At 40.5% G+C, this 25,655-nt stretch carries 42 protein-coding genes and 2 pseudogenes; 35 read left to right on the top strand and 9 right to left on the bottom strand.

The window, feature by feature from the left end:
• Positions 1 to 16 precede the first annotated feature (16 nt).
• From recA to AC25JC_RS00715, 3 genes are all read right to left on the bottom strand, one after another.
• A complete protein-coding gene (gene recA, locus AC25JC_RS00725; RefSeq protein WP_078193524.1) occupies positions 17 to 1,060 on the bottom strand; it encodes a recombinase RecA in 1,044 nt (347 codons plus the stop codon).
• 145 nt (positions 1,061 to 1,205) lie between these two features.
• The gene (locus AC25JC_RS00720; RefSeq protein ID WP_180115178.1) at positions 1,206 to 1,646 is read right to left on the bottom strand and encodes an RNA-binding S4 domain-containing protein; all 441 of its coding nucleotides are present in this window, start codon (positions 1,644 to 1,646) and stop codon (positions 1,206 to 1,208) included.
• Positions 1,639 to 2,328, bottom strand: coding sequence for an HAD-IA family hydrolase (locus AC25JC_RS00715; RefSeq protein ID WP_218948318.1), 690 nt, complete (start codon positions 2,326 to 2,328; stop codon positions 1,639 to 1,641). Before AC25JC_RS00715 ends, AC25JC_RS00720 begins: the two co-directional genes overlap by 8 nt.
• 221 nt (positions 2,329 to 2,549) lie before the next feature.
• On the opposite strand from AC25JC_RS00715, the gene AC25JC_RS00710 reads away from it, so the two are divergent.
• On the top strand, positions 2,550 to 3,851 hold the full coding sequence (locus tag AC25JC_RS00710) for a tyrosine-type recombinase/integrase (protein ID WP_486923270.1): 1,302 nt from the start codon (positions 2,550 to 2,552) through the stop codon (positions 3,849 to 3,851).
• On the opposite strand, the gene AC25JC_RS00705 is transcribed toward AC25JC_RS00710, so the two are convergent.
• Genes AC25JC_RS00705 through AC25JC_RS00685 form a run of 5 tightly spaced genes read right to left on the bottom strand, consistent with a single transcriptional unit; the run spans position 3,761 to position 5,648 of the window.
• A complete protein-coding gene (locus AC25JC_RS00705; protein ID WP_168377601.1) occupies positions 3,761 to 3,982 on the bottom strand; it encodes a hypothetical protein in 222 nt (73 codons plus the stop codon). The two genes, AC25JC_RS00710 and AC25JC_RS00705, sit on opposite strands and share 91 nt — an antisense overlap.
• Positions 3,982 to 4,296 (bottom strand): hypothetical protein, encoded by a 315-nt coding sequence (locus AC25JC_RS00700; RefSeq protein WP_180115176.1) that lies wholly within the window; start codon positions 4,294 to 4,296, stop codon positions 3,982 to 3,984. Before AC25JC_RS00700 ends, AC25JC_RS00705 begins: the two co-directional genes overlap by 1 nt.
• Positions 4,289 to 4,720, bottom strand: coding sequence for a hypothetical protein (locus AC25JC_RS00695; RefSeq protein WP_180115175.1), 432 nt, complete (start codon positions 4,718 to 4,720; stop codon positions 4,289 to 4,291). Before AC25JC_RS00695 ends, AC25JC_RS00700 begins: the two co-directional genes overlap by 8 nt.
• Complete coding sequence (locus tag AC25JC_RS00690) at positions 4,720 to 5,034, bottom strand: hypothetical protein (protein ID WP_486923269.1); 315 nt, start codon at positions 5,032 to 5,034, stop codon at positions 4,720 to 4,722. The genes AC25JC_RS00695 and AC25JC_RS00690 overlap by 1 nt, the downstream gene beginning before the upstream one ends.
• A complete protein-coding gene (locus tag AC25JC_RS00685; protein WP_180115437.1) occupies positions 5,031 to 5,648 on the bottom strand; it encodes a lambda exonuclease family protein in 618 nt (205 codons plus the stop codon). The genes AC25JC_RS00690 and AC25JC_RS00685 overlap by 4 nt, the downstream gene beginning before the upstream one ends.
• Between AC25JC_RS00685 and AC25JC_RS00680 the strand changes: the two are divergent.
• From AC25JC_RS00680 to AC25JC_RS00630, 11 genes and pseudogenes are all read left to right on the top strand, one after another.
• Positions 5,631 to 5,831 (top strand): annotated as a pseudogene (locus AC25JC_RS00680) (hypothetical protein); the annotation flags it as partial. The gene AC25JC_RS00685 and the pseudogene AC25JC_RS00680 sit on opposite strands and share 18 nt — an antisense overlap.
• Positions 5,828 to 6,241, top strand: a complete 414-nt coding sequence (locus tag AC25JC_RS00675; RefSeq protein ID WP_180116571.1) for a hypothetical protein — start codon at positions 5,828 to 5,830, stop codon at positions 6,239 to 6,241. The pseudogene AC25JC_RS00680 and the gene AC25JC_RS00675, both read left to right, overlap by 4 nt.
• Positions 6,238 to 6,477, top strand: a complete 240-nt coding sequence (locus tag AC25JC_RS00670; protein WP_180116572.1) for a hypothetical protein — start codon at positions 6,238 to 6,240, stop codon at positions 6,475 to 6,477. The genes AC25JC_RS00675 and AC25JC_RS00670 overlap by 4 nt, the downstream gene beginning before the upstream one ends.
• A complete protein-coding gene (locus AC25JC_RS00665) occupies positions 6,477 to 6,890 on the top strand; it encodes a YdaU family protein (protein ID WP_486923268.1) in 414 nt (137 codons plus the stop codon). The genes AC25JC_RS00670 and AC25JC_RS00665 overlap by 1 nt, the downstream gene beginning before the upstream one ends.
• A gap of 70 nt (positions 6,891 to 6,960) precedes the next feature.
• A complete protein-coding gene (locus tag AC25JC_RS00660) occupies positions 6,961 to 7,263 on the top strand; it encodes a hypothetical protein (protein ID WP_486923267.1) in 303 nt (100 codons plus the stop codon).
• Positions 7,256 to 8,113: a hypothetical protein gene (locus AC25JC_RS00655; protein WP_486923266.1), complete on the top strand. Its 858-nt coding sequence runs from the start codon at positions 7,256 to 7,258 to the stop codon at positions 8,111 to 8,113. The genes AC25JC_RS00660 and AC25JC_RS00655 overlap by 8 nt, the downstream gene beginning before the upstream one ends.
• Positions 8,110 to 8,388, top strand: a complete 279-nt coding sequence (locus AC25JC_RS00650; protein WP_486923265.1) for a hypothetical protein — start codon at positions 8,110 to 8,112, stop codon at positions 8,386 to 8,388. Before AC25JC_RS00655 ends, AC25JC_RS00650 begins: the two co-directional genes overlap by 4 nt.
• Complete coding sequence (locus AC25JC_RS00645) at positions 8,385 to 8,639, top strand: hypothetical protein (protein ID WP_486923264.1); 255 nt, start codon at positions 8,385 to 8,387, stop codon at positions 8,637 to 8,639. The genes AC25JC_RS00650 and AC25JC_RS00645 overlap by 4 nt, the downstream gene beginning before the upstream one ends.
• A complete protein-coding gene (locus tag AC25JC_RS00640; RefSeq protein WP_106986610.1) occupies positions 8,636 to 8,827 on the top strand; it encodes a DUF1653 domain-containing protein in 192 nt (63 codons plus the stop codon). The genes AC25JC_RS00645 and AC25JC_RS00640 overlap by 4 nt, the downstream gene beginning before the upstream one ends.
• Positions 8,805 to 9,209 carry a DUF1064 domain-containing protein gene (locus tag AC25JC_RS00635; RefSeq protein ID WP_486923263.1) on the top strand — a complete coding sequence of 135 codons (405 nt, stop codon included), beginning with the start codon at positions 8,805 to 8,807 and terminating at the stop codon, positions 9,207 to 9,209. Before AC25JC_RS00640 ends, AC25JC_RS00635 begins: the two co-directional genes overlap by 23 nt.
• Positions 9,210 to 9,218: 9 nt before the next feature.
• Positions 9,219 to 9,770, top strand: coding sequence for a hypothetical protein (locus tag AC25JC_RS00630; protein WP_486923262.1), 552 nt, complete (start codon positions 9,219 to 9,221; stop codon positions 9,768 to 9,770).
• 212 nt (positions 9,771 to 9,982) lie between these two features.
• Here the strand turns inward: AC25JC_RS00630 and AC25JC_RS00625 are convergent, their stop codons facing one another.
• Positions 9,983 to 10,849 (bottom strand): hypothetical protein, encoded by an 867-nt coding sequence (locus AC25JC_RS00625; RefSeq protein WP_486923261.1) that lies wholly within the window; start codon positions 10,847 to 10,849, stop codon positions 9,983 to 9,985.
• An 818-nt stretch (positions 10,850 to 11,667) separates the two neighbouring features.
• On the opposite strand from AC25JC_RS00625, the gene AC25JC_RS00620 reads away from it, so the two are divergent.
• The 23 genes and pseudogenes from AC25JC_RS00620 (at position 11,668) to AC25JC_RS00510 (ending at position 25,643) form a co-directional block, all read left to right on the top strand.
• Positions 11,668 to 11,859, top strand: a complete 192-nt coding sequence (locus AC25JC_RS00620) for a hypothetical protein (RefSeq protein WP_180115803.1) — start codon at positions 11,668 to 11,670, stop codon at positions 11,857 to 11,859.
• Positions 11,834 to 12,106, top strand: a complete 273-nt coding sequence (locus tag AC25JC_RS00615) for a DUF968 domain-containing protein (protein ID WP_486923260.1) — start codon at positions 11,834 to 11,836, stop codon at positions 12,104 to 12,106. The genes AC25JC_RS00620 and AC25JC_RS00615 overlap by 26 nt, the downstream gene beginning before the upstream one ends.
• 68 nt (positions 12,107 to 12,174) lie before the next feature.
• A complete protein-coding gene (locus AC25JC_RS00610; protein ID WP_180115801.1) occupies positions 12,175 to 12,414 on the top strand; it encodes a hypothetical protein in 240 nt (79 codons plus the stop codon).
• 42 nt (positions 12,415 to 12,456) lie between these two features.
• Complete coding sequence (locus AC25JC_RS00605) at positions 12,457 to 12,963, top strand: NinB/YbcN family protein (RefSeq protein ID WP_180115800.1); 507 nt, start codon at positions 12,457 to 12,459, stop codon at positions 12,961 to 12,963.
• Between the two features lie 81 nt (positions 12,964 to 13,044).
• Positions 13,045 to 13,401, top strand: coding sequence for a hypothetical protein (locus AC25JC_RS00600; protein WP_180110113.1), 357 nt, complete (start codon positions 13,045 to 13,047; stop codon positions 13,399 to 13,401).
• Between the two features lie 40 nt (positions 13,402 to 13,441).
• Positions 13,442 to 14,065, top strand: a complete 624-nt coding sequence (locus tag AC25JC_RS00595) for a putative metallopeptidase (RefSeq protein WP_180115799.1) — start codon at positions 13,442 to 13,444, stop codon at positions 14,063 to 14,065.
• 71 nt (positions 14,066 to 14,136) lie between these two features.
• Positions 14,137 to 14,331, top strand: coding sequence for a hypothetical protein (locus tag AC25JC_RS00590; protein ID WP_257223749.1), 195 nt, complete (start codon positions 14,137 to 14,139; stop codon positions 14,329 to 14,331).
• 62 nt (positions 14,332 to 14,393) lie between these two features.
• Complete coding sequence (locus tag AC25JC_RS00585) at positions 14,394 to 14,936, top strand: DUF2280 domain-containing protein (protein ID WP_180115798.1); 543 nt, start codon at positions 14,394 to 14,396, stop codon at positions 14,934 to 14,936.
• On the top strand, positions 14,875 to 16,161 hold the full coding sequence (locus tag AC25JC_RS00580) for a terminase large subunit domain-containing protein (protein WP_078191936.1): 1,287 nt from the start codon (positions 14,875 to 14,877) through the stop codon (positions 16,159 to 16,161). The genes AC25JC_RS00585 and AC25JC_RS00580 overlap by 62 nt, the downstream gene beginning before the upstream one ends.
• 1 nt (position 16,162) lies before the next feature.
• Positions 16,163 to 17,596, top strand: coding sequence for a DUF4055 domain-containing protein (locus AC25JC_RS00575; RefSeq protein WP_180115797.1), 1,434 nt, complete (start codon positions 16,163 to 16,165; stop codon positions 17,594 to 17,596).
• Positions 17,597 to 17,598: 2 nt separating this feature from the next.
• Positions 17,599 to 18,723 carry a minor capsid protein gene (locus tag AC25JC_RS00570; protein ID WP_180115796.1) on the top strand — a complete coding sequence of 375 codons (1,125 nt, stop codon included), beginning with the start codon at positions 17,599 to 17,601 and terminating at the stop codon, positions 18,721 to 18,723.
• A 41-nt stretch (positions 18,724 to 18,764) separates the two neighbouring features.
• Entirely contained in the window at positions 18,765 to 19,139 is a 375-nt protein-coding gene (locus tag AC25JC_RS00565; protein ID WP_078191933.1) for a hypothetical protein, read from the top strand.
• 240 nt (positions 19,140 to 19,379) lie between these two features.
• Positions 19,380 to 20,132, top strand: coding sequence for a DUF6651 domain-containing protein (locus AC25JC_RS00560; protein ID WP_180115795.1), 753 nt, complete (start codon positions 19,380 to 19,382; stop codon positions 20,130 to 20,132).
• Positions 20,133 to 20,152: 20 nt separating this feature from the next.
• Positions 20,153 to 21,109 carry a major capsid protein gene (locus AC25JC_RS00555; protein WP_180020902.1) on the top strand — a complete coding sequence of 319 codons (957 nt, stop codon included), beginning with the start codon at positions 20,153 to 20,155 and terminating at the stop codon, positions 21,107 to 21,109.
• A gap of 50 nt (positions 21,110 to 21,159) precedes the next feature.
• Positions 21,160 to 21,636, top strand: coding sequence for a hypothetical protein (locus AC25JC_RS00550; RefSeq protein ID WP_486923259.1), 477 nt, complete (start codon positions 21,160 to 21,162; stop codon positions 21,634 to 21,636).
• 3 nt (positions 21,637 to 21,639) lie between these two features.
• On the top strand, positions 21,640 to 22,014 hold the full coding sequence (locus AC25JC_RS00545; RefSeq protein ID WP_486923258.1) for a hypothetical protein: 375 nt from the start codon (positions 21,640 to 21,642) through the stop codon (positions 22,012 to 22,014).
• Complete coding sequence (locus AC25JC_RS00540; protein WP_171263712.1) at positions 22,011 to 22,409, top strand: hypothetical protein; 399 nt, start codon at positions 22,011 to 22,013, stop codon at positions 22,407 to 22,409. Before AC25JC_RS00545 ends, AC25JC_RS00540 begins: the two co-directional genes overlap by 4 nt.
• The gene (locus AC25JC_RS00535) at positions 22,384 to 22,755 is read left to right on the top strand and encodes a glutamate 5-kinase (RefSeq protein ID WP_486923257.1); all 372 of its coding nucleotides are present in this window, start codon (positions 22,384 to 22,386) and stop codon (positions 22,753 to 22,755) included. The genes AC25JC_RS00540 and AC25JC_RS00535 overlap by 26 nt, the downstream gene beginning before the upstream one ends.
• Before the next feature lie 29 nt (positions 22,756 to 22,784).
• Positions 22,785 to 23,303, top strand: a complete 519-nt coding sequence (locus AC25JC_RS00530) for a hypothetical protein (protein WP_180110103.1) — start codon at positions 22,785 to 22,787, stop codon at positions 23,301 to 23,303.
• Positions 23,304 to 23,346: 43 nt separating this feature from the next.
• Positions 23,347 to 23,721, top strand: coding sequence for a hypothetical protein (locus tag AC25JC_RS00525; RefSeq protein WP_486923256.1), 375 nt, complete (start codon positions 23,347 to 23,349; stop codon positions 23,719 to 23,721).
• The gene (locus AC25JC_RS00520; protein ID WP_180115790.1) at positions 23,718 to 24,131 is read left to right on the top strand and encodes a phage tail terminator-like protein; all 414 of its coding nucleotides are present in this window, start codon (positions 23,718 to 23,720) and stop codon (positions 24,129 to 24,131) included. Before AC25JC_RS00525 ends, AC25JC_RS00520 begins: the two co-directional genes overlap by 4 nt.
• A 65-nt stretch (positions 24,132 to 24,196) precedes the next feature.
• Positions 24,197 to 25,133: pseudogene (locus AC25JC_RS00515) on the top strand (phage tail tube protein).
• A 39-nt stretch (positions 25,134 to 25,172) separates the two neighbouring features.
• Entirely contained in the window at positions 25,173 to 25,643 is a 471-nt protein-coding gene (locus AC25JC_RS00510; RefSeq protein ID WP_180115789.1) for a hypothetical protein, read from the top strand.
• Positions 25,644 to 25,655: the final 12 nt, after the last annotated feature.

Here is a 25,655-nt window from a genome sequence, read left to right as displayed (position 1 = left end):
TTAAAGTATGCTGTAATTAAGCATCTAAAAAGTCTGGTTCTTCTTCGTCTTTGTCTTCTACAGGTGCTGTACCCGTAGTCAGAAGTTGTTCACGAATCAGTTTTTCGATAGTTTGCACAAGTTCAGGGTGTTCTTCTAAGTGGCGAATGGTATTGTTTTTACCTTGCCCAATCTTGTCACCTTGGTATGAATACCAAGCACCTGCTTTTTGAACAATTTCTTGTTGTACTGCGAGGTCAACAAGCTCACCTAAATGGTTCACGCCTTTACCATAAAGAATTTGGAAAATCGCTTCACGGAATGGAGGAGCCATTTTGTTTTTCACAACTTTCACTTTGGTTTCTGAACCAATGATTTCGTCGCCTTCTTTCACTTGACCAATACGGCGGATATCTAAACGTACAGATGCATAGAATTTAAGTGCATTACCACCAGTTGTGGTTTCTGGGCTACCAAACATTACACCAATCTTCATACGGATTTGGTTAATGAAGATCACCATACAGTTCGAACGTTTCGCATTACCGGTAATTTTACGCAGTGCTTGGCTCATTAGACGAGCTTGTAAGCCCATGTGTGAGTCACCCATTTCGCCTTCAATTTCGGCGCGAGGGGTCAGTGCAGCTACAGAGTCGACAACGATCAGGTCAATGGCACCTGAACGTACCAGCATGTCTGCAATTTCAAGTGCTTGTTCACCATTGTCTGGCTGTGAAACAAGAAGGTTATCAATATCTACGCCAAGTTTACGTGCGTATTGAGGGTCTAATGCATGTTCAGCATCGATGAATGCACAAGTACCGCCAGCTTTCTGACATTGTGCAATGGCTTGTAATGTCATAGTCGTTTTACCAGAAGATTCAGGACCGTAGATTTCTACGATACGACCTTTAGGCAAACCACCAATACCGAGTGCGATATCTAATGTTAAAGAACCTGTAGAGACAGCTTCAACTGCCTGCACGGTATTATCACCAAGACGCATAACGGTGTTTTTACCAAACTGCTTTTCAATTTGGCTTAAGGCCGCATTTAACGCCTTGCTTTTATTATCATCCATCTTACAACCTCAATACGATGTCACGAAACAATATACTCAAGTGGATGTATTCAGTTTAAATCTGTTCCACGAGGGTATAGTGACAGAAATCATCCTTTTGTTCTATGAAAATCACAACAGGTGCGACATGTTGTGACGCTTTAACTTAATCATCATTATAAGACCATTGCTGGTCAAACTGTTGATCATTTTCTTTTTTAAATTTACCAATATCTCGACGATCTTTTTTACTTGGTCGATGATCTGGCCGAGCTAGATTATGCAACTTTCTTTGGGATGCGAGCAATTCCCGTTTTGCAATACTGACCTCAGTTTCATCATAAAGCAGCTGAGCGGTTGGAGCAGGCCCACGAACATCAGACAATGCTTTCACCACCACGGTTTTTTTCTCAAGGCCTTGGGCAATGGTTAATTCCATGCCTACACGAACTTCACGAGAGACTTTAACGCGTTCGCCATTATGATGAACTTTACCGCCTTCAATCGCATTTTTGGCAATAGAGCGTGTTTTAAAAAAACGTGCAGCCCACAACCATTTGTCTATACGCATACCAACCGCATCTTCGGCTAGATTTGATTTACGCATATTTTTTCTGTTCCTCGGCTTGCTCAATCATTTGAGCTTTTAAAATAGGGATTAAATCTGTTAATGCGGACAACATTGGGTAATTGCAAGTCTCACGAGGCGCTTTGGTAGATGAAGGCTGCTGAATCGAATAGAGCTGTTCAATCCCAAAAAGTTTTGCACCATTAAGCACTTTTTCTGTGTCATCAATGAAATAACAGTTTTTTGCATCGAAGGGATGTTTGCTTGCTAATATTTGCCAAAACTCAATAAACTCTTTGGCATGACCGAGCGTTTCTGAACTGACGATAACATCGAAAAAATCACGAAGACCGGTTTCTTCAAGTTTGAATTGTAAGCCTGCAAAGTCGGCATTGGTTGCAAGCCAAATAGGATAGCCATTTTCTTTAAGATAGGTGAGTAGCTCAATGCAGCCTTCGCGTTTGGCTACTTTGGCTTTTTGTTCTATCTGCATTGCCAGAACATCAACGCCAACTTGTGACGTCCAAAAGCGAGAGGAGTACCATTTTAGGGTATGATTATGCTGTTGATAAAAACTAAATAGCGTTTGCTTGCTTTGTTCGAGTGAGCACTGATGCTGTTCAGCATAGCGAATTGGCAGCAGCTCATTCCAGATAAAATCATCATAAGCAAGATCGAGTAAAGTACCGTCCATATCGAAAATTATAGTCGGTTTTTGCATTCAAGATTCTCCAAAGATTTTCAAAGTTTAACAAAGCATATAGAAAAGCTTTAGATTCAATGAAATTGCTCAACTTTCGCGTTTATTAACGATGATCAAATAATTTCAAAGTTTAACAAAGTTATTTACCTTTCAAGAAAAAATATGTACATATGTGTGTACATATTTTTGCTCTGCTTGAATATGTACAGAGTATAAAGTATTTGGACTGGAAAATTTAAATGTCTTTAAGTGATAGTTGGCTAAAATCAAATAATGGGAAACCGCGAGAAAAAATCGAAGTTGTAACAGATAGAGATGGTTTGTCAGTCAGAATATCCCCAAAGGGAAAAGTCGTTTTTCAATATCGCTATCGTTTTGGTGGTCAAGCCAAAAGACTAGATCTAGGTACATACCCATTATTAGGTCTAAAAGATGCTCGTGCTCAGGTTCATAAATATAAAATTGAGCTCGATCAAGGCAAAGACCCAATGCAACTTAAGCTAAAAGGGGAAAGCGACTATCTGAAGCAGCTGACCGTCAAAGAAATATGTGACCTCTGGTTTAATACAATTGCCGTAAATAAAGTCTCAAAAGAATATGATTTAAGGGCATTTGAAATTCATGTTTATCCACGTATAGGTCGTAGAATTTGTGACGATGTCACCCTACAAGAATGGTCATCACTATTATTTGAAATTACAGATGGTGCTAAAACGGTAGCAGTGAAAATACTTGGTAATCTCAAAATGATTATGCGCTGGGGGTGTGTACACGGGAAATTAATGAATCAGCCTATTCAGCATCTTAAAGCAGCTGATTTAAACGTAAAGAAAGTGAAGCGTTCCCGTTATCTTTCAGAACAGGAAATATTCTGGGTGGTGCATGCTTCTCTGATATCCAATGCCATATCACCAAAAAACAAAGCCATTATTATTATGCTACTGTTCTTTGGCTGCCGTGTATCAGAATTAAGATTGGCTAAGAAATCTGACTTTGATTTTCAGGAAATGATTTGGCACGTACCACCAGAGAATCACAAGATGGGGGACCGTACCCACAAGCCGATTATCCGACCCCTTATTCCGCATATTGTGCCATTCATTAAGTATGTTTTTTCATTGTCGCCTGATAGCTGTGAATATGCTTTTCCAAACTTAAAAGGTAAAGCATATACGAAGCTTTCAAAAAGCTTTCAAACAACAATTCCACCATATGTGAATGATAATGTGCGTAAGCGATTTGATGTAGAGATGCAGCATTGGACTATGCATGATTTGCGCAGGACGATGAGAACACATATATCTGAATTAGCGCCACCGCATATTTGTGAAATTATGCTGGGTCATGGGTTACCTGCTGTGTGGGGAACCTATGATTTACATGAATACATGGATGAACAGGCGCAGGCTTATGAGAAGTGGTTCCATAAACTCTGCACCATATTGAACAATCACGAGCGTTTTGATATTAAAGGCTGTATTTCTAATGACTCAAGCAACCCTTTACTTCTTTCCCAAGCATCTACAGCCTTGATGCCATAGCGACTACATGAGCGCCCATGTGCTTTGATCAATGGTTCTGGAAAATCCTGTTTATCACGCCAATTGATCAAAGTACCTTTGGTAATACCGTAGCGCTTCAACAAATCAGGCGTTGAAATATATAATCCCATCAAGACACCTCCTTCAAACTTTCAAAAACTACTTGAGGCAACCCACTCAAATAACAACTAAATAAATGGTATAGCTCATCCGCATTCATTTCATTTACTTCGATCATGCCGCCTGTGCCATTCACTACACGCTGACGTGACCAACCACGCATATTGAAAGTGAACTCATTGTCGTAATCGACCGCATTCACAATCGCATTAAACAGTCCAACTTCATGCGCATCCCAATTTTCAAAATAGGGCATATCTTTAGAAGTTAAGTTGTCAATTTGGAGCTGGGCGAATTGGGGTTTTGTTAATTGAATTTCAATCATTGGCTGGCTCCTGTGCTTCGATCATGGCTTTGTATTCATCAAAGTCACAATTTTCTGGATCTGTATCAGTCAACAACTCCTGAATTTTACAAGCCAATCTCCACCATTCGATATTTCTAGGATTATTAGACTCAAATGGAAACGGCTTGGATTTGTCGCGTTGGAAGCGATTTGAACCAGCAATCAAATCAACCAATTCAATTGTTTGAGTGATAATTTCAAAATCTGATCGACCTTTTTCTTCCGGCACCGCTTGGGCTTTGGATCTACCTAACCCAATAAGCCAAGAGTCCCATGCAACCTGAGTTGGTTCATGTAAATATTCATCACACTCATCAACTTCAAAACCATATCCAGCAAACTCAACAAGACCAATGTCAGTCAGATGGTGCTCAAACGCTTCTCTTTCTTTCTGAATATCCATCACGCCACCTTCGCCAAATTATTCATCATCACAGCCTTGCGATACTTGCCAGCCATGGCCCATTTCAAGTCATCAACAAAGCTTTTCCCATTATTAAAGTACTGTTTTAAAAACACTTCATAACGCTGAGATAGGTATTCATCCAATTCGTAAAACTCTTTAATTTCGTGACGCTCGAAAGGAATCACGCTGCGTTTCATACTGTCGCTAAATTGCTTTTTCACAATCATGGCGTTTTTCTTGAGTTCGATTTTGTGACCGCCACGATCTAGCCATTCGATAAAGGCGGGCGAAATACTGTTGGGTAGTTTCATGCTGCCACCTCATACTCTGCATTCAACTCAGTCATCGCTTTATCGACGACAATGTTGAAATTAATGACTGCTTGCTCAACACCTGCAATGTCCAAATCTTTTGCAAATACCCGAATAACCACAAGTTGCAAATGCTCAGGTAGGCGAGGATCAAAACTAATAAAGTCACACCATTTGCGACGAGTACACGCCAATTGCCAAGTAATCTGCGGGATGTATTCCGCAGGCACTTCTTTAGTGAGTAACGTGTTCAAATGAGTTGTTGTAGCAGGGCACTTAACCTCAATTTGACCATCTAAATTGATTAATCCATCAGGCGATGCACCGCTTAATTTAATGACTGGATGATCAACTAACCCTGTGCCTTTAACAAAATTACCCGTCTCATTTTCATAAGCAGCAATCGCATTTTCTTCCTGATCAATACCCCATTGCATTGCTTTTGTGGTTGGAGTTTCCTCCTGAACGCCAGTAATGCGCTCAGAAAGAATTGTTAATGTTAGGGCGTTATATTTCTTACCTTTAACTGGTTTTGCGCCAATATCTTTAATGCGGCTTGCAGTCACTTTGCCGCAGCGATCTGCAAACCAACCTTCGTAGCTATGAATAAGCAGCTTGATCTACTAAGCGTATACAGTCGTGGTGTGAAGCGTGCTCGCGTATTCCAACAATGGTTTATCGATAAGGGTTTTGGTGAGCTTAAGCAAACTGAGCTTGGATTTTCTCAACCAATGTTCACAACCAAAGGTGAAGCATGGGTAATTGAGAAGCTAGTGAGTGAAGGGGTGGCGGCATGAGAGGATTAACTCACGGCACAAATAGTGGTTATCAGCACCATAAATGCCGCTGTCTTGATTGTTGTGATGCTAAGCGTAAATACGAAGCGGAACGTAAAGCCAGAAAACAAGAAAACCTTCCTGAGTTGGTGGGTCCAAAACCAGTTAAGCACGGCACGCATAGTGCGTATGCAAAGAAATGCAGATGCGAAATTTGCTGTGCATTTATGCGCGGGTACAACATGGGTTACGGACTCATTAGAAAAGAGAGCGGCTCCGACGAAGACATAGAAAGATTTGAAGAACAGATGATCGAAAGAGAAAGGGCTTGTGGAACTGCCGACAGCTATTCTTTTGGTTGTGAGTGCGACCTATGCTTAACAATCGGCCGTGATCTTTGGATGCGTCAGGTAAATCGAGGTGCAGCATGATCGACTCTCTATTCCAAGACCGTTTCAGTACCGACTTTAACTCTGTATTTGGTGTTGAGCGTGGTCACTTCTCATTCGGTGAATCAAAAGACCGTGCTGACATTCCACAGCATCAAAAGAATCGAAGCAATGCGCGCTCAATGGGTCGCACAACGTATATGCATACTAAGTCGTGCAAGGCATGTGGTGGTTTGGTGCGTAAAGTTAAAAATAATGAATGTGTGGGGTGTAACTAATGCATTACTACAAACGCAATCTAGGCGATTACGCTAAAAAAGCAGGGCGTTTATCCATGCTTGAACATGGTGCTTATACCTTACTCATGGATGCAATTTACGACCGTGAAGTGTTCCCAACTCTTGAAGATGCACTTGATTGGACTTGGGCTCGTGACGAAGCGGAAATTGCAGCTGTTAAATTCGTATTAACCAAGTTTTTTGAACTGCAAAATGATGGTCGATATATTCAAAAGCGCATTCAAGATGAGCTAATGGATTATAAAGCCAAAGCTGAAACTAACGCACGAATCGCCAAGCAGCGTGAAGAAAAACGCAAATCTAAAAACGAAGCGTCACGAACCGTGCACGAACCGTGTGAAGAAAAGCACGAACCGTCACCTAACCATAAACCATTAACCATTAACCATTAACCAAGAACCATTAACCAATAACCAATATAAATATACGTTTGACCTGAACACGGTGAACACGAAATTGAAAATGGCAGGTCGGTTTGAAGTAGATCAGAAATACATTGATCAACTGCAATCACAATTCGAGTTGTACTACGCAGATCAACACATGGTTGCCAACAAAGCACTGGTGAAATTTGTTCAATGGATTATGCGAAATCAAGATTCTGAAAAACAGAATGCAGCAAAGCCGCAAATGCAAACCTCTCAACAACGCACCGCATCTGAAATGGATCGTTGGAAGCAAGGTATTCAAGAAGCTCTCGCAGATGAGGCGATTGATGTAACACCAAAAAAGCCGTTTGTGATTCAGGAGGTGGGTAATGCCTAACATCACTACTCAGGACGTTATGCGTCTGATCAACAAAATGCGTGTGAACTACGGCAAGAAGTTTGCGGACCAGTGGACAGGTGTTGATATCGCTGAACTCGCTCAAGAGATGCTTGAAAATTACCAAGGTTTGACGGTTGAAGATTTTACTCGTGGCATGGCTCGTATGAAACGTGAAAAGTGGCCGCCAACAGTTCCTGAATTCAGAGATTGGTGTGAGCCTAAATCAGAAGAATGGCTTGATGCGCATGAAGCTTGGGCTATTGCGAAAAATTCAATCGAAATGGGTACTGGTCGCGAATTGACAGTGGTATGGACTGAGCAAGCAGCGAAAGCATTCGAGAAGTGTGCCGACTTGGTTGCTACTGGTGATAAATACCAAGTTGCTGAAGCCAAAAAGATCTTTACTGCGGTTTATGAGCGTCTAGTTACTGAAGCGAAGGACCTTGGGGTTAAACCGGTTTACACAACAAGTCTTGGTGTGGACAAGGATCAGCAGATTGCGGCAATTCAACAGGCTCAATTGGAGGGATTTCTACCTGCACCCGAGGCAGCTGCACAACTTGAATACAAGCAATCAAGCTCGGAGCTAAATCAAGACGCTCAGAAATTCAAAACAACTGCTCAAGAGGCGTTGGCGAAAATCCAAGATCTGATCAAGCGCGAACCCGTAAACAAGATGATCGAGGTTTTGAAAGATCCTCAGGAAGTTGAAGGTATGGAGTTCGAGCACGTGGATCCATTCGATAATTTTGAGCAATACCGAGCAAGTTTAAGTTTTGAAAATAAGAAGATCCCATTTGCTTTGAGATTTATGGAAGAGGATCAGCGTGTAGGAGGTGGGGTGTGAAGGATCAGCATGACAATAAAACCGGGGATTGGTGTCGTTCACAACACGCAGTAGCTCAAGGTGAGAAAATGATTGTGGTTTTAAGCCACATGTTATCCAAAAGTGGGAAATCAAGCGTTGCAGACGTGTTGGCCTTGGTGGGTGGCACTAAGCGAAGTGTGCAGCGTTACTTGGATCAATTAACCCAAGCGGGTTATGTGCAGCGCGATGATGCATCACCTGCGGGTTTTACGGCTACTAATAAAACAAAACAATTATTTGGGGTGAGGGGATGAAAGTACAGCAATTTATTGAAGACCATGGATTAGAGCAGGCACGCAATTTACTAGGGATGCTTAAAAATCTTGGCTGTCCTGATGATATGAAGTTCACAGTCATAAATGGGATGTGGCACAGATCAAGTGAGGGGTTTACGTACGATGATCTTAGTGCTGCCATCGCTGACTACGACAGAACCGACCATGTATCAGACATTCGCAATCATATAGCGCTGACGACGAGAGTGATTGAGAGAGGTGAGTCGTGATCTATAAGCACAACAAGACTGGAAATCTATACAGCTACATCGCAACAGCAAATAAGTGTAACAACGAAAAGTTTCCAAAAATGGCCGTTTATCAAAGTCTGAATGATGGGAGTGTTTATGCAAGGCCTTATCGGGATTTTGCGAACGCTTTTACGATGGTGAGCCATGACCAGCATCTCACTCGCTGAATACCATAAACAATATGCGCCCAAGACCAAACCCAAGTCTGGGCGCAGCAAATTTAACGCTCAGGGCATTGAAAAGGATGGAGTGAAGTTTGATAGCGTCAAAGAGTACAAGCGCTATATCGAGCTTACAGCGCGCATGCAGAGGGGTGAAATTTCAGAATTACGGTGTCAGGTCAAATTTGTCTTGGCACCTAAAGTGAAATTGGAAGGCGAGAAAAGGGCAAAACCCGAATTGAGGTATTACGCGGATTTTACATACATCGAAAACGGGAAATTCATTGTTGAAGATGTGAAGTCGGCGGGAACGGGAAATTTACCAAGTTATCGCAACAAGAAACACCTTATGAAAACAGTACACGATATCGATATTAGAGAAGTTTGAGGGATTGGGATGAATGCAGTAGCAGAAAAATTTGAACCGTTTGAATGGTTGACTAAGGGTATTACAGCGAAGTCACCAAACTTTGAACCACAGGCACATGGCACTGGGGAGAAGCCTTTGAATTATGAAGATCGTTTGGGTGCGATTGCGAGCATGGAAACACAGCTTGCAAAGTCAGTTACAGCGCTTATTGTCTTTGATGGGAAGTGTGAAAGTGATTATGAGCATGTGCGCAATCACTTGGTTAAAATTATGTTGGTCAATGCTAAGGATGATAAGAAGCGGGAGCCTGAGCATATTACCATGAATCATTTGGCGTACTTGGTTGCACGTATGGTAATTGACTTTGCTTTGAATCCTGAGCTTGAGGGAAATTTTACAGCGCAAGGTCGATTGTATTATGCGGGGATTAATTCGATGCAGATGACAACTAATGTGTATCGTTTAACATGGAAACCGTATGAGGATTTAATGAGTTTGGCTCTTGAATCTGCAATTGACGAAGCATCAAATGCGATCAAAAAATATAAAAAGGAAACTTACAAAGAAATGCGAGCATAGGGCTATCATTAAAATGATAACTAGGGTATCTTATTTCTATACTGGTCGTATTACACAGTTTCTGACCATGACTAAATTAAGCTCACTAAAAGGTGGGCTTTTTAATGCCTGTAATTTAATAATATGTATCTAAAAAAATAACAAACTATGATTATGAAAGAAAAAAAGACAAGTCACATAACTTGTCTTTTTTGTTAGATTTATTGGATTTATTAGTATTCGAAGTTTTCAGGCCCCTGAAGATAAAGAAGAACGGCTAGACCTTGGCCAAATATTCGTTCTTCCTTTGGTGAGGCTGCACCACCGCGATAAAATGCTGCCTCACCAGCTTCTGCTAACTCATTGATTCTTTCATCTGAGTAAGAATAACCTTTCCATAAGCCATAACCATCACCATCACGTGCTAGTTGTTTTGTTTCACTTTGAGGAATTGCCTCCCAATTTGTTGCTAATGCGTGGAAAGTGTTACAGTTGGCATTACCTTTGCAAGCCTTTACTGATTCAACGGCCACATTATTTTGGTAGATGTCTTCAAGTGTAGGGTTGCTATTTGATGTATCTGAACCATAATCAGTTCCATTGGTAGTTTCATCATTGAAGGCTCGAATATAGGCTTTGCAGTTCTTGTCAGTGCTAGTTCCATCAAAGCAAGCGTTCATATCTTTTATACAGGTTTTGGTATCAACAGTATAAGAACAGTATTCCGCAAGAACTTTTTGATCGACTTTTGATTGGGGCTTTTCTGAGTTCGGATCTGGGTTCTTATTTTGATTCCAACTACTTTCTAATTGGTTAAAAGATTCGCTATCACATTTACTAGACTTTATGTCATTTTTACAATCTTGAATTGCGGTTACACAAACAAATGGATCTTGTGAATTTGCTTCACACCACTTAGATATGTATTGCTCTTTATTCAATCCAGCGACCAATTTATTCTGTTCTACAGATGGTTGTGGTTGTGCAACTGTTGTCTTATCCTCAACTTTGAGATTTTTATAGACAAATAATGCTAAAACAATCAATACCACTAGGCTTATTAATCCAATGATATAGTTTTTTTGGCTGTTGGACAGCATGGAACCCTCATTTTTATAAAGTAATAGAAAGTGCCAATTTATCACATACTTAAGATTAAAGCTTATAAGGGAATTTAAAAAAGAGCTCTCCTCTAAGATGAATTTAAAGGTGAAATATAAGTATTAAGCTTAAGTTGCATGAGTTCCAGTGTAAGGAGATCCACATGCTCCAATTTTTAAAATGCTTATTCGGCTTCTATGGTGCGGTTGAAATTGACCACACGATCGATGGTGATGAGATAAAAGTTTGTCGAAGCTGTTTGAAAGAAGTTAAATAACTGGGCGGCCTTAGCCACCCAGCAAAGTTATTAAAGTTTACATTGGAATTAAAAAAACGTATTTTATGTTTATGAATAAACAAAATACGAACCAAATTATTAAATCAGTTAAATCTTCTATATTGGAAGGAAATCGGCTGATTAATAATGCTAACTCGGAAAATGGCAGTGCAAGCGTCCAAACTTTTAAAGCCATTTTCCGAGTAATTTTAAGTCTCACCTTAAAGGTGAATTCAAACTCCATCATCTTTATCTGATACCTCTTTATGAATGGTTATATAACTCATTAAAATAAGTTATATGAGTATTCTAACTTGCCCTTTTGTAAATTAATAGCCTATACAACTTTATTGCTGAATAAATATTAAGTATTTGAAAAGTAAATAAATTTAAATTTTATTATTTGATTTTGCCTCTTTACAATGCGCTTCCCTTTTTTTGGTTGGTGGCTCAAATAAATCGCCGAACGTATTACGGCACACAAAAGCCCCTCGCATTCTAGATGTTGAGGGGTTTTTCTTTTCTTATTGCGGGGTGAGTATGGTTGATCGAATAGAAGCAGTTAAAAACCTTGAAGTGCTTAAAGCAAACCAAGCTCGATTGATGAACTACAACCACTTGTATTCAAGCTATGCATTTCGCCAAGACTGCGGAGCTGAGTTAAGAAAGATTGGTAAGCAGATCGCAAGCATAGAAGAATTACTTCATGAGAAACCCAAAACGACTCGCTAAAATTAGAAAGCTACCTTGTGTCCGTTGTGGTAATCCAGATAGTCAGGCAGCGCATTCAAATAGCGCCAAGCATGGCAAGGGTAGATCAATCAAAGCTAGTGACGAGTTCACAGTGCCGCTATGTCATTCATGCCATAGTCAATTTGATCAGTACAAGTTGAGTAATCGTGAAGAAAGTGAAAAGCTGTTTGAGCAATGGTTGGTTACGGTTGAGTTGATGATGGGTAAGAGAGATGAGTTGTTTTAAATCAAATTTGGTATGAAAGAATTAATTGGTGTAAGGTGTGATTTTAAAACTAGCTAAAAGGATTTAGCATGCAAAAAGTTGTTTGTTTTTCTACCAAACTTGATGATTTCGGTGATTATATTTTTGATGAAGAGATCTTTCCTTCAAATCAATCACCAGCGGAATATGTTGAGAGTAATAAAGGGAGAATGATGAAACTTTTCTCTCAGATTGAAGGTGATATCACTTATGCTATCTATGGGCTTGATAATTTAACACAGTCACAAATTGAGCAAGTTAAGCGAGATTGGTTGAGTTACCTAACCTAACTAACATAACCACCTTCGGGTGGTTTTTTATGGGAGTAATAAATGAATAAGATTACTCCAAAACTCGACCCCGCAACATTTGTCATCAAGTCATTCGAAGAAGTCGGCAGGGCTATTGCATATATGCACAAACACCATGCGAATGCGCTCAATGATGGCAAGCCTTTAGTTGTTCGGATCAATCAGAAAGAAGATGACCGCAGCAAAGCACAGAATCGTTTGTATTGGATGTGGGTGAATCAATGGTCTAAACACCAAGGCACAGATAAAGATTCAGAGCATTTGTATTTTAAGAAGTATTTCTTATCTCGGATCTATGATCGCGATGATGTGGGCCAGTATCGAAAAACGTTTGAAGCAGTCAAAGTTTTAAAAGAGCAAAGTCATCCGATGTATCAGCAGGTGGTGGATGGGTTGAATGAATTAATTAGTACGACGGATGCAACGGTAGATCAATTCACTGAGTATTTAAATGACATTCATGCGTTTTGTAATAAACATGGGTGTTGGTTGAATACGCCTGATGACTTGATGTTTGCTTGGTCATAGGGTGAGCACTTGAATAACTATATGAATTATATCTGACTTTTTAGAGAGTAAAGTAAGGGCACTTTCTAGAGGGGTAGATAAGTGAAAAATTTATTTAAAAAAATTGGCGGCATCTTTGGCTTTATTATGATTTTTGGGTCAGAGCTCCATGCCGCAGGTTATATTCCAAATGGAGTGGTCCACTCCTCAATTACACCAATGACTAACCCTAAAGGGGTTGCATTCTCTTTTGTTAAGGAGACGCCAAATGATGATGTTGTTGCTGGATATCAAATTAGTTTCCATATAAAATGTGCTGGTCAGCGCATATATTTCGATGGCTCTACAGCATATTATACTGATGGGGTTGAAAAACGCATACCAGCCACGCAAGATGGGACGGTATTATTAAAAACCAATCCTATGTACCCAATGTATTTAAAATATTGCACAAAATAAACCAAACCTCCTTCGGGAGGTTTTTTAATGGCTAGAAATTATGAAAAGACCTTACCCGCCTGAACATCTTATCGATAAAGACTGGTCGGAAGAATTTCTATTTGAACCAGTTGCAGATATCCATGATTGGTTGCAAGAGACAATCCTTAATCCAAATAGCGATTTATACAACAAAGACCACATGCATTTGATTGGTCACACAGGCATTGGATTCTTGTGGGCTGAAAGTGCATTTGAAAAACAAGGTCGTGTGGTTTTGGGGCAGGCGGAGATTGTTCAATTTCAAGCGAGTGGATGGAAGAAATACAGACAAGAAGCGCAATTGATTAAATGGTTTGGGTTTCTCCCGAAAGCACTAATCACACTGGATGCGCGTTACTGCTCAGACTGTTCTGATTCATCGTTCATGACATTGGTTGAACATGAGCTTTATCACTTAAAACAAAAGATTAGTCCTAACGGTGGACCATGTTATGACAGCCATACAGGGCATGCAGTATTACAAATGCGTGGGCATGATGTTGAAGAGTTCTTTGGTGTAGTGCAGCGTTATGGTGGGCATTCAGGAATTCATAAAATGGCAGAGCTTGTTAATAGCGGCCCAACAATTTCTAAGGCAAATATTGCTCATGCATGCGGTACGTGTTTATTGAAGTTGGCTTGATCAAAAGGATCACATTTCTACTTTTTTAATGACATTAAATTTAATAGAGTTAGATAAAAATTGGGGGTGATATGGCTACATATAAGCAGATTCAAGAATTCATAAAAGGCAAACACGGTATTACAGCTCAATCATGCTGGATTGCTCATGTTAAATCAGAACATGGTGTTGTTATGCGATCAAATAGACAAGGCAAAGAACGAGTTAAACCTTGCCCTGAAAAGCACAGAGATAAAGTTGAAGAAGCATTAAGCATTTCAAAATGATCCCCTAAGCAGGGGATTTTTTTTATCTATCGTGCTTTACGTAGCTTTACGGAGAGGTGGCTGTGGCAGCACTAAAAGAGCCTGTAAAAATCTTTATAGTCCAGTCTCTTGCTTGCTTTGAAACCCCTCAACAAGTAGCGGACACTGTAAAGCAGGAATTTAAAATTGAAATTAGTCGCCAGCAGGTGGCTTTATACGACCCGACAAAACACTCTGGACGGAATTTAAGTAAAAAGCTTAAAGACCTTTTTCAAAAAACAAGGACTGAATTTAGGTCTAATGTTTATGACATTCCTTTAGCCAATAAAGCTGTACGCCTTGCCGAGCTACAGAAGATGTATTACGGGTGGGGTGAAAATAGATACATGAAGCAAGGCATCATTAAGCAGATCAAAGATGAAATGCACGGTCATGATGCTCAACTTTTAGATATTCAATTAAAGCAGCTTGAAATTGACAAAATCAAAAATGGCGATGGTGAGGGGGCAGATGATCCAACTCCCGTAAAAGTCACAATTCAAGTTGTAAATGCGAGTAAATCAAATGCCGAACATCAATCCGACACTGAATGTTCCGCAGGCGAACTTCCTTCAGCTGAAGAATAAATTCAGGGCCTTTGTTGCTGGTTTTGGTAGTGGAAAAACTTGGGTAGGTTGTTCGAGCCTTTGTGACAAATCTTGGGAATTTCCTAAAGTGCCGCTTGGCTACTTTGCGCCTACCTATCCGCAGATTCGAGACATCTTCTTTCCAACCATTGATGAAGTAGCGTTTGATTGGGGTTTAAAAGCCAAGATCTATGAAACAAATAAAGAAGTTGATATTTATTATGGCAGGCAATATAGAACAACGATTATTTGCCGCTCAATGGAAAAGCCACAAACGATTGTAGGTTTTAAAATTGGTCACGCTCTGATTGATGAGCTTGATGTGATGAATAAGGATAAGGCGCAACAGGCTTGGCGAAAAATCATTGCTCGTATGCGTTATAAACAAGCAGGTTTGATGAATGGTATTGATGTCGCCACCACTCCAGAGGGCTTTAAGTTTACTTATGAGCAGTTTGTAAAAGAAGCCAATTCAACACCCGCCAAACGTGCATTGTATGGAATGATTCAGGCGTCAACTTATGATAATGAAAAGAATCTACCTGATGACTATATCTCATCACTGTACGAGTCGTATCCACCTCAATTAATTTCAGCATATTTACGTGGACAATTCGTCAACCTAACCAGTGGTGCCGTTTACCCTGACTTTGATCGAAAACTAAATCACACAGATGAAGAAATTCAACCAAATGAGCATTTGATCATTGGGATGGACTTTAACGTCCTGAAGATGGCAGCTGTTGTATATGTAATTCGTGATGGAAAACCTTTGGCATTGGATGAGATGGTAGGAGTACGTGATACACCAACTATGGCCACATTGCTTATTGAGCGGTTTCCTTTTCATGAAATGACTGTGATTCCAGATGCTGCTGGGCAATCAACATCATCTAAAAATAGTAGTGAATCGGATCATCAAATTTTAAGAGACAAAGGGTTGAGAGTTGAGGTTAATGGTACCAATCCAGCAATTAAGGACCGTATCAACTCAGTTAATGCCTTGATTTTAAATGGTGATGGTGAGCGTACGTTAAAGGTAAACACCAATAAGTGCCCTAGATTTACCGAAACTCTAGAGCAACAAGTTTATGACGATTTTGGGGCGCCTGATAAAAAGTCAGGACTAGATCATGTGGGTGATGCTGGTGGTTACCCTTTAGTTAAGCGGTTCCCAATTATTAAACCTGTCACACGCATCGATATACCAATGTTTGGATTCTAATATGAGCATTACAGCAACACATGCCGACTATGATAAGCACATTGCGACTTGGAATAAGTTGGATGATGTTTGTGGTGGTCAGGAAGTTATTAAGGCAGCAAAAGAGAAGTACCTGCCTAAGCCATCTCTGTTTAATTCAAAGAATGATCCAGATGGTACAAACCGCTATAAAGAATATTTGATGCGCGCAATCTTTCCTGGTGTGACTAGTCGAACTTTGGCGAGTCATATTGGCTTGGCTTATGGCAAATCACCAGTATTCAACAAACCCGATGAATTGGAATACTTGGAGCGCAATGCGGATGGTGCAGGTCGATCTATTTATCAAAGTGCTCAACGTGCAACACGCTTGATCAACCGAAATTACCGCTGTGGAGTATATGTTGATTTTCCAAACGTAGCGCCAAGTCGAAGTAAGGCAGAGGAAAAGTCTAAAGGTGCCTTTCCGATGATTCATATCATCAAGGCGGGCGCAATCAAGGATTGGGATTACATCATTGTCGGTAACCAGAAAAAGCTAAGTTTTGTGAAGCTGCTTGAGACAGTTAAAACTCGCAATGGATTTAAGGTTGAATCCAGCGATCAGTATCGAATTTTGGCGCTTGAAGAAGGTGGTAGCAGCTTTGTTTACACAGTTCAAATTTATACGAAGAACGATAAAGGCGAATGGGTAGAAGGAGAGAAGTACATTCCAACTGATTACCATGGTCAGCCTTGGGATTATATTCCTTTCACTTTCTGCGGCGCAGTAGACAACTCAGATGAAATTGGTACAGCACCACTGTATGAATTGGCAACTATGGAGTTGTCTTATTACACCAGTACTGCTGATGTAGAAGAATCGGCATTTATTGTTGGTCAGCCTACTTTGTGCTTTCCGAATATTACGCCAGAACAGTACGCCATGGTAAAGGAGTCAGGAGCCAGTGTAGGTAGTCGCTCTGGTATTCCTACGGATGCAAAGATGGTCCAAGCGGAAAAAAATGGACTGGCTTATGAGCGTATGAATGATAAATGGGACCAAATGAAAGAGCTTGGTGCTCGATTAATTGAAGTCGGTTCTGCTAATAAAACAGCGACTCAGGCAGACAATGATAGCTCAGTCCAACATTCAGTTTTGTCACTCGTTGTGGCGAATGTATCTGAAGCCTTTACCAATGCACTGCGCTGGTGTGCCAAATTTGTGATGCCTGAACATGATCTAAAAGTGGATGAGCTGAGCTTTACGATTGCTCAGGACTTCAATAAACCAAAATATGACCCAACACGCTCAAAATTGATTTACGAAGCTTGTCTTGCAGGTGAATTACCAATGTATGTCTGGTATCACTACGAGCAGACCGGTACTTTCCCAGAAGATAAATGGGAAGACATCGTTAAGAAAATTGAAAAGCGTGAAGATGGTGGAATTGATTCACTAGATGATAAGGATTAAACATGAACATTTCAGCGCAGAAAGCCTTGGTTGATGCGCTGAGCCAACATTCAGCTTATCTCTACCGCGCATCACCTCAAGCAGTAAATGAACTTACAGCTCAGTTTAATAATCTTTCCAATAGCCAGTTAAACCGCTTAGTAGATATCTTAAACGAGCTGTCAGACTCAGAGCGAAATGCACTTAAAAGCCTAAACTTTTCGAGTAAGGCTAAATCAAGTAAAAACATTGAAGATATTAAGACCATTCTGAATGAGTGGTTCAAATCAATTGATGTGGACTTGTTTGAGCAGTTCGATAAATCAGCATTACAGTTGGCGGTTTATGAGGCTTCATATTCTGCGAAGTTAGTTGCTGGTACTGCTGCAGTTGTTAATGCTGATAAGATTTATAAAACCATTAAGAAAGCACCTTTTTCAGGTGGTGCTTTGGTTGATTATCTATTTGCAGATATTGCAGCAACACTACGAAAGAAAGTTGAAAGTGCAATTCGTGATGGTATTTCACAAGGGCAGACCAATCAGCAGATTGTGCAACGAATCAAGGGGCGAAAGGCTTTAGATTATAAAGATGGCTTACTTAAGTCGTCACGTGAATCAATTGAACGTCAAGTAAGAACAGCCCGCAGTCACATTAGTACTGCAACTTATATCGATACGTACAAGGCGCTTGGGTATGAGTATGTAAAAGTTGTAGCCACTTTGGATGGGCGCACTTGTAAGTACTGCGCATCAATCGACGGTGACGTATTTTCTATCGATGATCCATTGCGGCCAAGATTTCCAGTGCATCCAAATAACCGCACAACATATATGCCTTGCAATAAGGATGGTGAGATTGGTGGATTACGGCCTTTTGTTATGGATGAGCGTAAAGTCAAAGATATTCCCAAGGATGAGCGCAAACATCTTATTGGCCAGCTTGATGCCAATACATCATTTAAAGAGTTTTTCGAGCAGTCGGATGAGTTCTTTCAGCGCACTTGGCTGGGTAAATCTAAGTATGAGCTTTATAAAAAAGGTGAGTACAGCATTGATAAGTTTGCTGATCCGCTGAATAAGCGTGGTTATACGTTGGGTGAGTTGAAGGTTTTAGATAAAAAAACCTTTGAATTGTTAGGTGTTTAAATATAATAGTCATCACTATTTTAACTAGGCAGATAACAACAATGAAGCTTTTCGCATTTCTATTTTGTGTAATTGTATCAAGCACCTCTTTTGCTTCAACTCAAAAAGACTTTGAACTTAAATATTACAAGTTAATGGAGCGATACGTTCAAACACAATCGGACAGAAATCAAGTGATTTCTACAGAGGCAAAGAATGAGCAAGAGGATCTAGCTAGGTCCAATAAACTTAAAGCTCTAGATTGCAAAGGTTGGAAAGAGAATATTGAACTTTATGATTTTGTCTTAAGTAGATTTAAGGAGTATGAGGGAGCTTCAGAAGGTGTCCGAGCAATGGGATACACCAAAGAAAGCCTGCAAGATGAGTCTGAATGGTTGCGTGAGCAATTAAACCAACCAGAGAACAAATGCAAATAATCCAAATCATGACCCGAAAGGGCTTTCTTTAGGTCATAAGGACATCTCAAAAGCAGTAACAGAAGTTTAACTTGCAGAAAACAAACTTTAGAAATTCGAAGGTTATTGCTTTTTTGCAATTACCCAAAAAACTAAATTCAAATAGAGCACCTCCCGAGGTGCTTTTTTATTGCCTGCTGAAAGCGGATGCGGACAGCGTAACGAGCGGATGCTCATTTTAGAAATAGGGTCGGATGACTTATGAAACTTAAAACAGTAACCGTGGATAACAAGACATATGCGGAAGTGAATGAACAGGGCTTACCAATCTATGTTCATGACGATGGCAAAGAAGTAGCACATGATGCAGCCCAAACCGTAGCAACCATTTCGCGTTTGAATGGTGAAGCTAAAACAAACCGTGAACGCTATGAAAAGGCTGAATCCACGCTTAAAGCATTCGAAGGCATTGAAGATCCAGCAGCTGCTAAAAAAGCTTTAGAAACTTTGAAAAACTTCGACGATAAAAAACTGGTGGATGCTGGTGAAGTCGAAAAAATCAAACTCGAAGCAATTAAAGCCGTTGAAGATAAATATGCACCAATTGTTCAAGAGCGTGATGCATTTCAAACTCAACTGCATAACGAGCTTATTGGCGGCGGTTTCGCTCGTTCTAAGTTCATTCAAGACAACATCGCTGTACCGGTAGACATGATTCAAGCCACGTTTGGAAAGAACTTCCAGATCGAAAATGGCAAGGTCGTGGCAGTTGGTGCCGATGGTCAAAAAATCTTTTCACGCACTCGCCCGGGTGAAATCGCAGACTTTGATGAAGCTTTAGAAACTTTGGTTGGCGGATACCAACATAAGGATTCAATTTTAAAAGGTTCTCAAGCTGGTGGTGCGGGTTTTCAGGGTGGTGATGGAAACAAATCGGGCCCTAAATCTTTGGCTGAATGCAAAACCAAAGAAGAAAAGATTGCTTACATGAAGCAAGTGGGCGAAAAAGCATAAATTAATTTAAGGAGAGGCATATGCCTTTTGATTTACAGGTATTTAACAAGCAAACCTATGCCGCAATGACAGAAACAGTGGCACAGGACATTGATAAATTCAACGAAGCATCACAGGGTGCAATCCAATTGATCAATGAGCCTTTCGGTGGTGATTTCAACATTGAAGCATCGTTCAAGGCAATTGCTGGAATTGTGCGTCGTCGTAATGCATATGGTACAGGTACAGTTACCGCAAAACGTTTAGAACAATTACTTGATGTGGCTGTAAAGGTTGCTGCAGGCACTCCGCCGATTGAGTATGAAAAACAGCAGTATTCTTGGATTCTTCAAAACCCTGAACTTGCTGCCTTAACAATTGGTGAGCAGTTGGCCAAAGCGCGTTTAGCTGACATGCTGAATGCGGGAATTTTGGGTGCATCTACAGCAATTTCAGGAAATACCAATGCCGTGCATGGTGACGGTACTGATGCTGCATCATTCCGCTTGCTTAACAAAGGTGCTGCGAAACTTGGTGATCGTTCAAGCGCAATTCGTGCTTGGATTGTTCACTCCACAACAATGCACAACCTGTTTGATAATGCTCTGGCCAACTCAGAAAACCTGTTCCGTTATGATGGTGTGAATGTGGTTCGTGATCCGTTTGGTCGTGTGTTTGTGGTGACCGATGCGCCTGCCTTGGTAGGTGATAATGCTGGCACTGCATTCTACAACTCGCTAGGCCTCGTAGAAGGTGCTGTTGTCGTGAATGATAACAATGACTTCAATGCTGAATTGGTGCCGGGCACCGGTGGTGAGAATATCAAGTACACCTACCAAGCTGAGTGGACATTTGGTGCAGGTGTGAAAGGTTACGCATGGGATACCGCTACTGGTGGCAAATCTCCAACTGATGCAGCAATTGGTACTCCAACTAACTGGGATCTAATCGCATCAAGCGTGAAAGATACAGCTGGCGTCCTAATTAAGTCTGCATAAATGAAGTGCCCCGAAAGGGGCTTTTCTTTGCCTGATTGGAAATAGAAAACATGAAAAAAGAATCTAATAAACGCCTATATTTCACGGATGACTTCTCTCCCGAAAATGTGGCAAAACTTCAAGGTGAAGGTTATATCCTCCGCAAAGCTAGTGCTTATCACGAAGCTGATACTTTGGAACCGTGCTCAGAAGTGGCTGGTGATGTTCCTAAGGCTTATCTAGATCTGATTAAGCGCAATAATTCCAATATTGTCACCATTGAAGCAAAAGTTGGCATCACACCAGAACTTCAAGCCACGATCGATGAAGCAAAAGCCGAATGTGCAAAAGTTATTGCTGAAAATGTGGAGTTGAAAGAACAACTAGCCACAGCCCAAGGTGAATTCATTGCATTTAAAAATGATGTTGCTGCTATGCAGGCGCGTATTGATGAATTGCAGCCACCCACCAAAAAGCCAACTGCTGCGGAATTGAAAGCAGCTAAAGCCGCAGAAGAAGCCTCCAAAGTAGAACAATCTAAGGAATAACCCATGAGCTTTATTACCCAAGAACAGGCTGAGCAAATTTTGGGGGCAGACTTTGCACCAGCTGGTGATAAAGCTCGCCTCGTTTTACTTGCAAACACATGGATGAAAAATGAAGTTGGTTTTATTCCAGATTTGATTGACGACCTACTTAAGCAAGCAGCCTGTGAAATTATCAAAGGCATTCAGGCAGGTGTGATTTATTCTGGCATTGCCCGGCAGACAACCAGTGAAAGTGTAAAGGCCGATACGGTACAGGTCAGTGAAACATTTGCAGAAGGTAGTCGCGAAGTATCAGAGTATGAGCAAATCGCTAAAGCCCTGATTGATTCACTTGATCTAAAACCCAAAGGCTTTGGATTTGAGGTGTTTCGAGCATGATTAACACCGACTATGTACCCGAATGGTATATCACGCCTTTTGAGCATTCAAAGTACACGCTTGCTCGTAATCAAATGCATATGGATCTTCTATTTGATGACATGAATGATTCGGATGAATTTCTATCTCTTGGCTGTCCTGCGCAAGTCGATTATTACGATGGCGGCAGGCACTGCATTGTTCAGCTCGGGGAAACGCAAGATAAATCACTGATTATTGTTCATGGTTTACTGTTGCATGAAGCTGTGCATATTTGGCAGCGTACAAAACACCTAATGGGTGAAAAAGAGCCAAGCATTGAATTTGAAGCATATTCAATACAACGAATAGCTCAAGACTTATTTGCTATGTATGAAGAGAGCGAAAGTCATGATCAAAAACAAAATTCAATCTAAAGTGGCTGCGGCATTTAATAAAAAGCTGGCTGATGCTGTGGATTCATTCACGTGTGAAAAGATAATTTACTCTGGTGAAATGGATTTCGAGACGCAGACTTACCCAGTCATTGGTGATGAATCTTATTCTGGTCGTGGCGTGCTATTTGGTTCTTATTTAAAAGATATGGTAAAGCCTACGGATTACCAAGCAACAGATTCAAAGGCCACTGTCTTGCAGAATGAGGTGAGTCAGGTGCCACAGATCGGTGATGTATGGACCACATCAAAAGGGCGTTTTAAGGTGGTGAATATTGGTGCTGATCCAACGGGATCTATTTGGGTTTGCCAGTTGCGGAAAGTTTAGTAATATCCCTCTGAAATTAAGGGGGATTTATGAATTTTTGTGCTGTTGATTGGAATGAGTTGATAAAATTATTCACACCTTTTTTTATTACTCTTATTGTTTATTATGTGTGGCATAAGCAAAAAGGAAAAGAAGTAATAGCAAGTGAGGCAAAGTCGCTTTTAAAGAATTTACTGGAAGAGGCTGCACATATTTCTGCACTTAAATATGAAAATTCTATCAGTTCTGAAATTCTGAGTGAAAAGATTGAGAGGATAAATATCATCTCTCAAGACAATTATAGATGCATTCTCTATCTTGAATCATGCTTGAATGAACCTGATTTATTGGAGCTATTTAAAAATTATAGTTCTTTAGCTTTTGAAGTAAAACATATCATCAGAAAATGTGTGTCTGCTAGCGAGGATGATAATTCAGATTTCCATGATAATCTTTGGAAATATAGTAAATGCTTTGATCATTATCAGGATTTAGTTGATAAAGTGATTAAGGAAGTTTCACCATTTACCACATATAAGAAAAGCTTCAAACTAAAACATTATAGTTAAATTCAACAAAACCCGCCTCGGTGGGTTTTTTAATGGGTGGAATATGGGATGGAAAAACAAACCCAGTGATTTTGCTGCACACATGCTCATGGATGCTGACCAACATGTAAAAAATATCGTGGGCGAAACACTTCAGCAAGTCATTGTACGTTCCCCTGTAATGGATGGTGAATTTAGAGCATCACACAAAGTTACGCTTGATTCACCAGATAACTCATACCAAAAAAATTATGACGAATCAGGCTCAGAAACATTAAATCATGGTCTTAAAGTAGCAGCTTCAGCTAATTTTGGTGGCCTGATCTATATCCAAAGTAATAGTCCGTATGGCCTAGATTTAGAAAACGGTCACTCTCAACAAGCGCCAAATGGTGTTTATGCACTTTCATTTCAGCATGTTTGTGAGAAATACAAATGATGACAAATACTCAAGCCTTGCGGGCTATTTTGGCACATGTAGGTACATTCACTGGAATGCCTAAACCAAACATTCAATTAGCAAATAATCCGCTTGTTGGTGGTAAACCTTTTGAGCCGCCTGCAAATGAGATATGGGCCAAGGTTACAGTTAAAAATGCGGGCAGTTTTATTGCAGAGATCGGATCTAAACCAAGTACACGCACTACTGGTATTGTTTATATCCAATTGTTTGCGCCTTTAAATACTGGCACAGATTTAATATCACAGATGGCCGACAAGTGGGCTGAGCATATGCAGTTCCATAAAAAAGATGATTTAGAGTTGCGTGAGGCTTCTATTATTGATGTAAGTACCCATGGTGAACTTTATTACCAGTACAACGTGAATATTTCGTACGTAGTGAACTAAACCCAAATTCTTATTTAGCCGTCCTTTTAGGGCGGTTTTTTTATGCCTAAATTTAGGAGACAACTATGTCAAAGGGCACTGATGTGGTAATCCACATTGCGAAAGAAGAAACACCTAATACTTTGCCTGCGGTGCCAGTTTGGCATACGTTGCGTCGAAACTCAGACTCACTCAAAAAGACGGTATCGATGACGCAATCGGATGAGATTGTTGATTCACGTTTTGAACAAGGTTCTGTGGCAAGTTCAGCCGAAGCAACGGGTAGCATTGAATTTGAATTATCAGCCTTAAGCCAAGATATGTTTTTTGAAGGTGTTGCAGGTAATTTATTTGTTGATTCAGGCACACCAAGTGTCTCAACTTTGGAAATTGGTGGTGACACACTACCAACATACACAATTGTGAAGCACGACAAAAAAAGTCGGGTTTATTCAAGTTTTCACGGGTTGTCGAATTGGTGAATTGACTATTCAAGGCGACACAGAAGGTAAAATCACGGGTACAGCTTCAATTAGTGCAACCGGCTATAGCAATCCAACAGCAACACCAGTAGTAAATCCTGTTGCAGCCACAGATACTCCATTTATGTCATCAATCAACGTGAATGAGTTTAAAATTAGTGGTGTGTCCACAGTTGGAACGGCTTGTGCCGAGTCCTTCACAATTACTATCAATAATAACCTGACCGCTAAGCCATGTTTAGGAAACGGCAGCTTGATTCCAAACCGCTACACAGAAGGTAATGTCACTATTACCCTGAATGTAACACTAGCTCTTACAACCACATCAAAAGAATGGATTCCTTACGTTGAATCACGTGAAACTATGACATCTGAAATTGGCATGGAAGATTCAAAAGGTAATGCCTACGGTTTCAATTTCACGAAGCTGGAGCTTGATAATGACGGGCTTTCAGATACCAATAAAAATGATGATCACACTATGGCGATGGAATTCCGTCATGTGAAAGAAGCGCCAACGATTACACGCACAACAGCTTAACAATGGCCCCGAAAGGGGCTATATTTTTGGAAAAAGAAAATGACCTTAGTTGTAGAAATTGAAAAAAGCAAAGAAACATCTCTTTGGAAAGAATACAAAGATGCTGAAGGTAACGTATTAGCTCGCTTTAAGATTCGTGGTGAGGCATATAAACCATATCGTGTTGCATTAGAGCGAGCACAGAATCAAGTCGCATCAAAAGGCTACGTCGTATCAACAGCCAGTGGTGAAGATAAGCTTTATCATGAATTATTACTTGAAGCTGCTGCTTGCCACCTTATTGAAGACTGGGATGGTGTATCTTTCCGTGAAAATGGCAAAGAAACTGAGCAGCCTTGCACACCTGAAAATGCCACCAAATTATTAAACATGGGTGATGTGGGGGTAGCAATATGGGCTTTTGTGAAATCTCATGCAGAGCAAATCCAGTTAGAAGCAGATGCGGTTAAAGCTGACACTTTGGGAAAGTCACAAAGCTTTACCAATGGCACGCGGGAGACGGTGGACTAACCGACTTTCAGA

The organism is Acinetobacter sp. P37 (assembly GCF_057480965.1).
The sequence above is the reverse complement of the archived record's forward strand: the minus strand, read 5'-3'. Positions and strand labels throughout refer to the sequence as shown.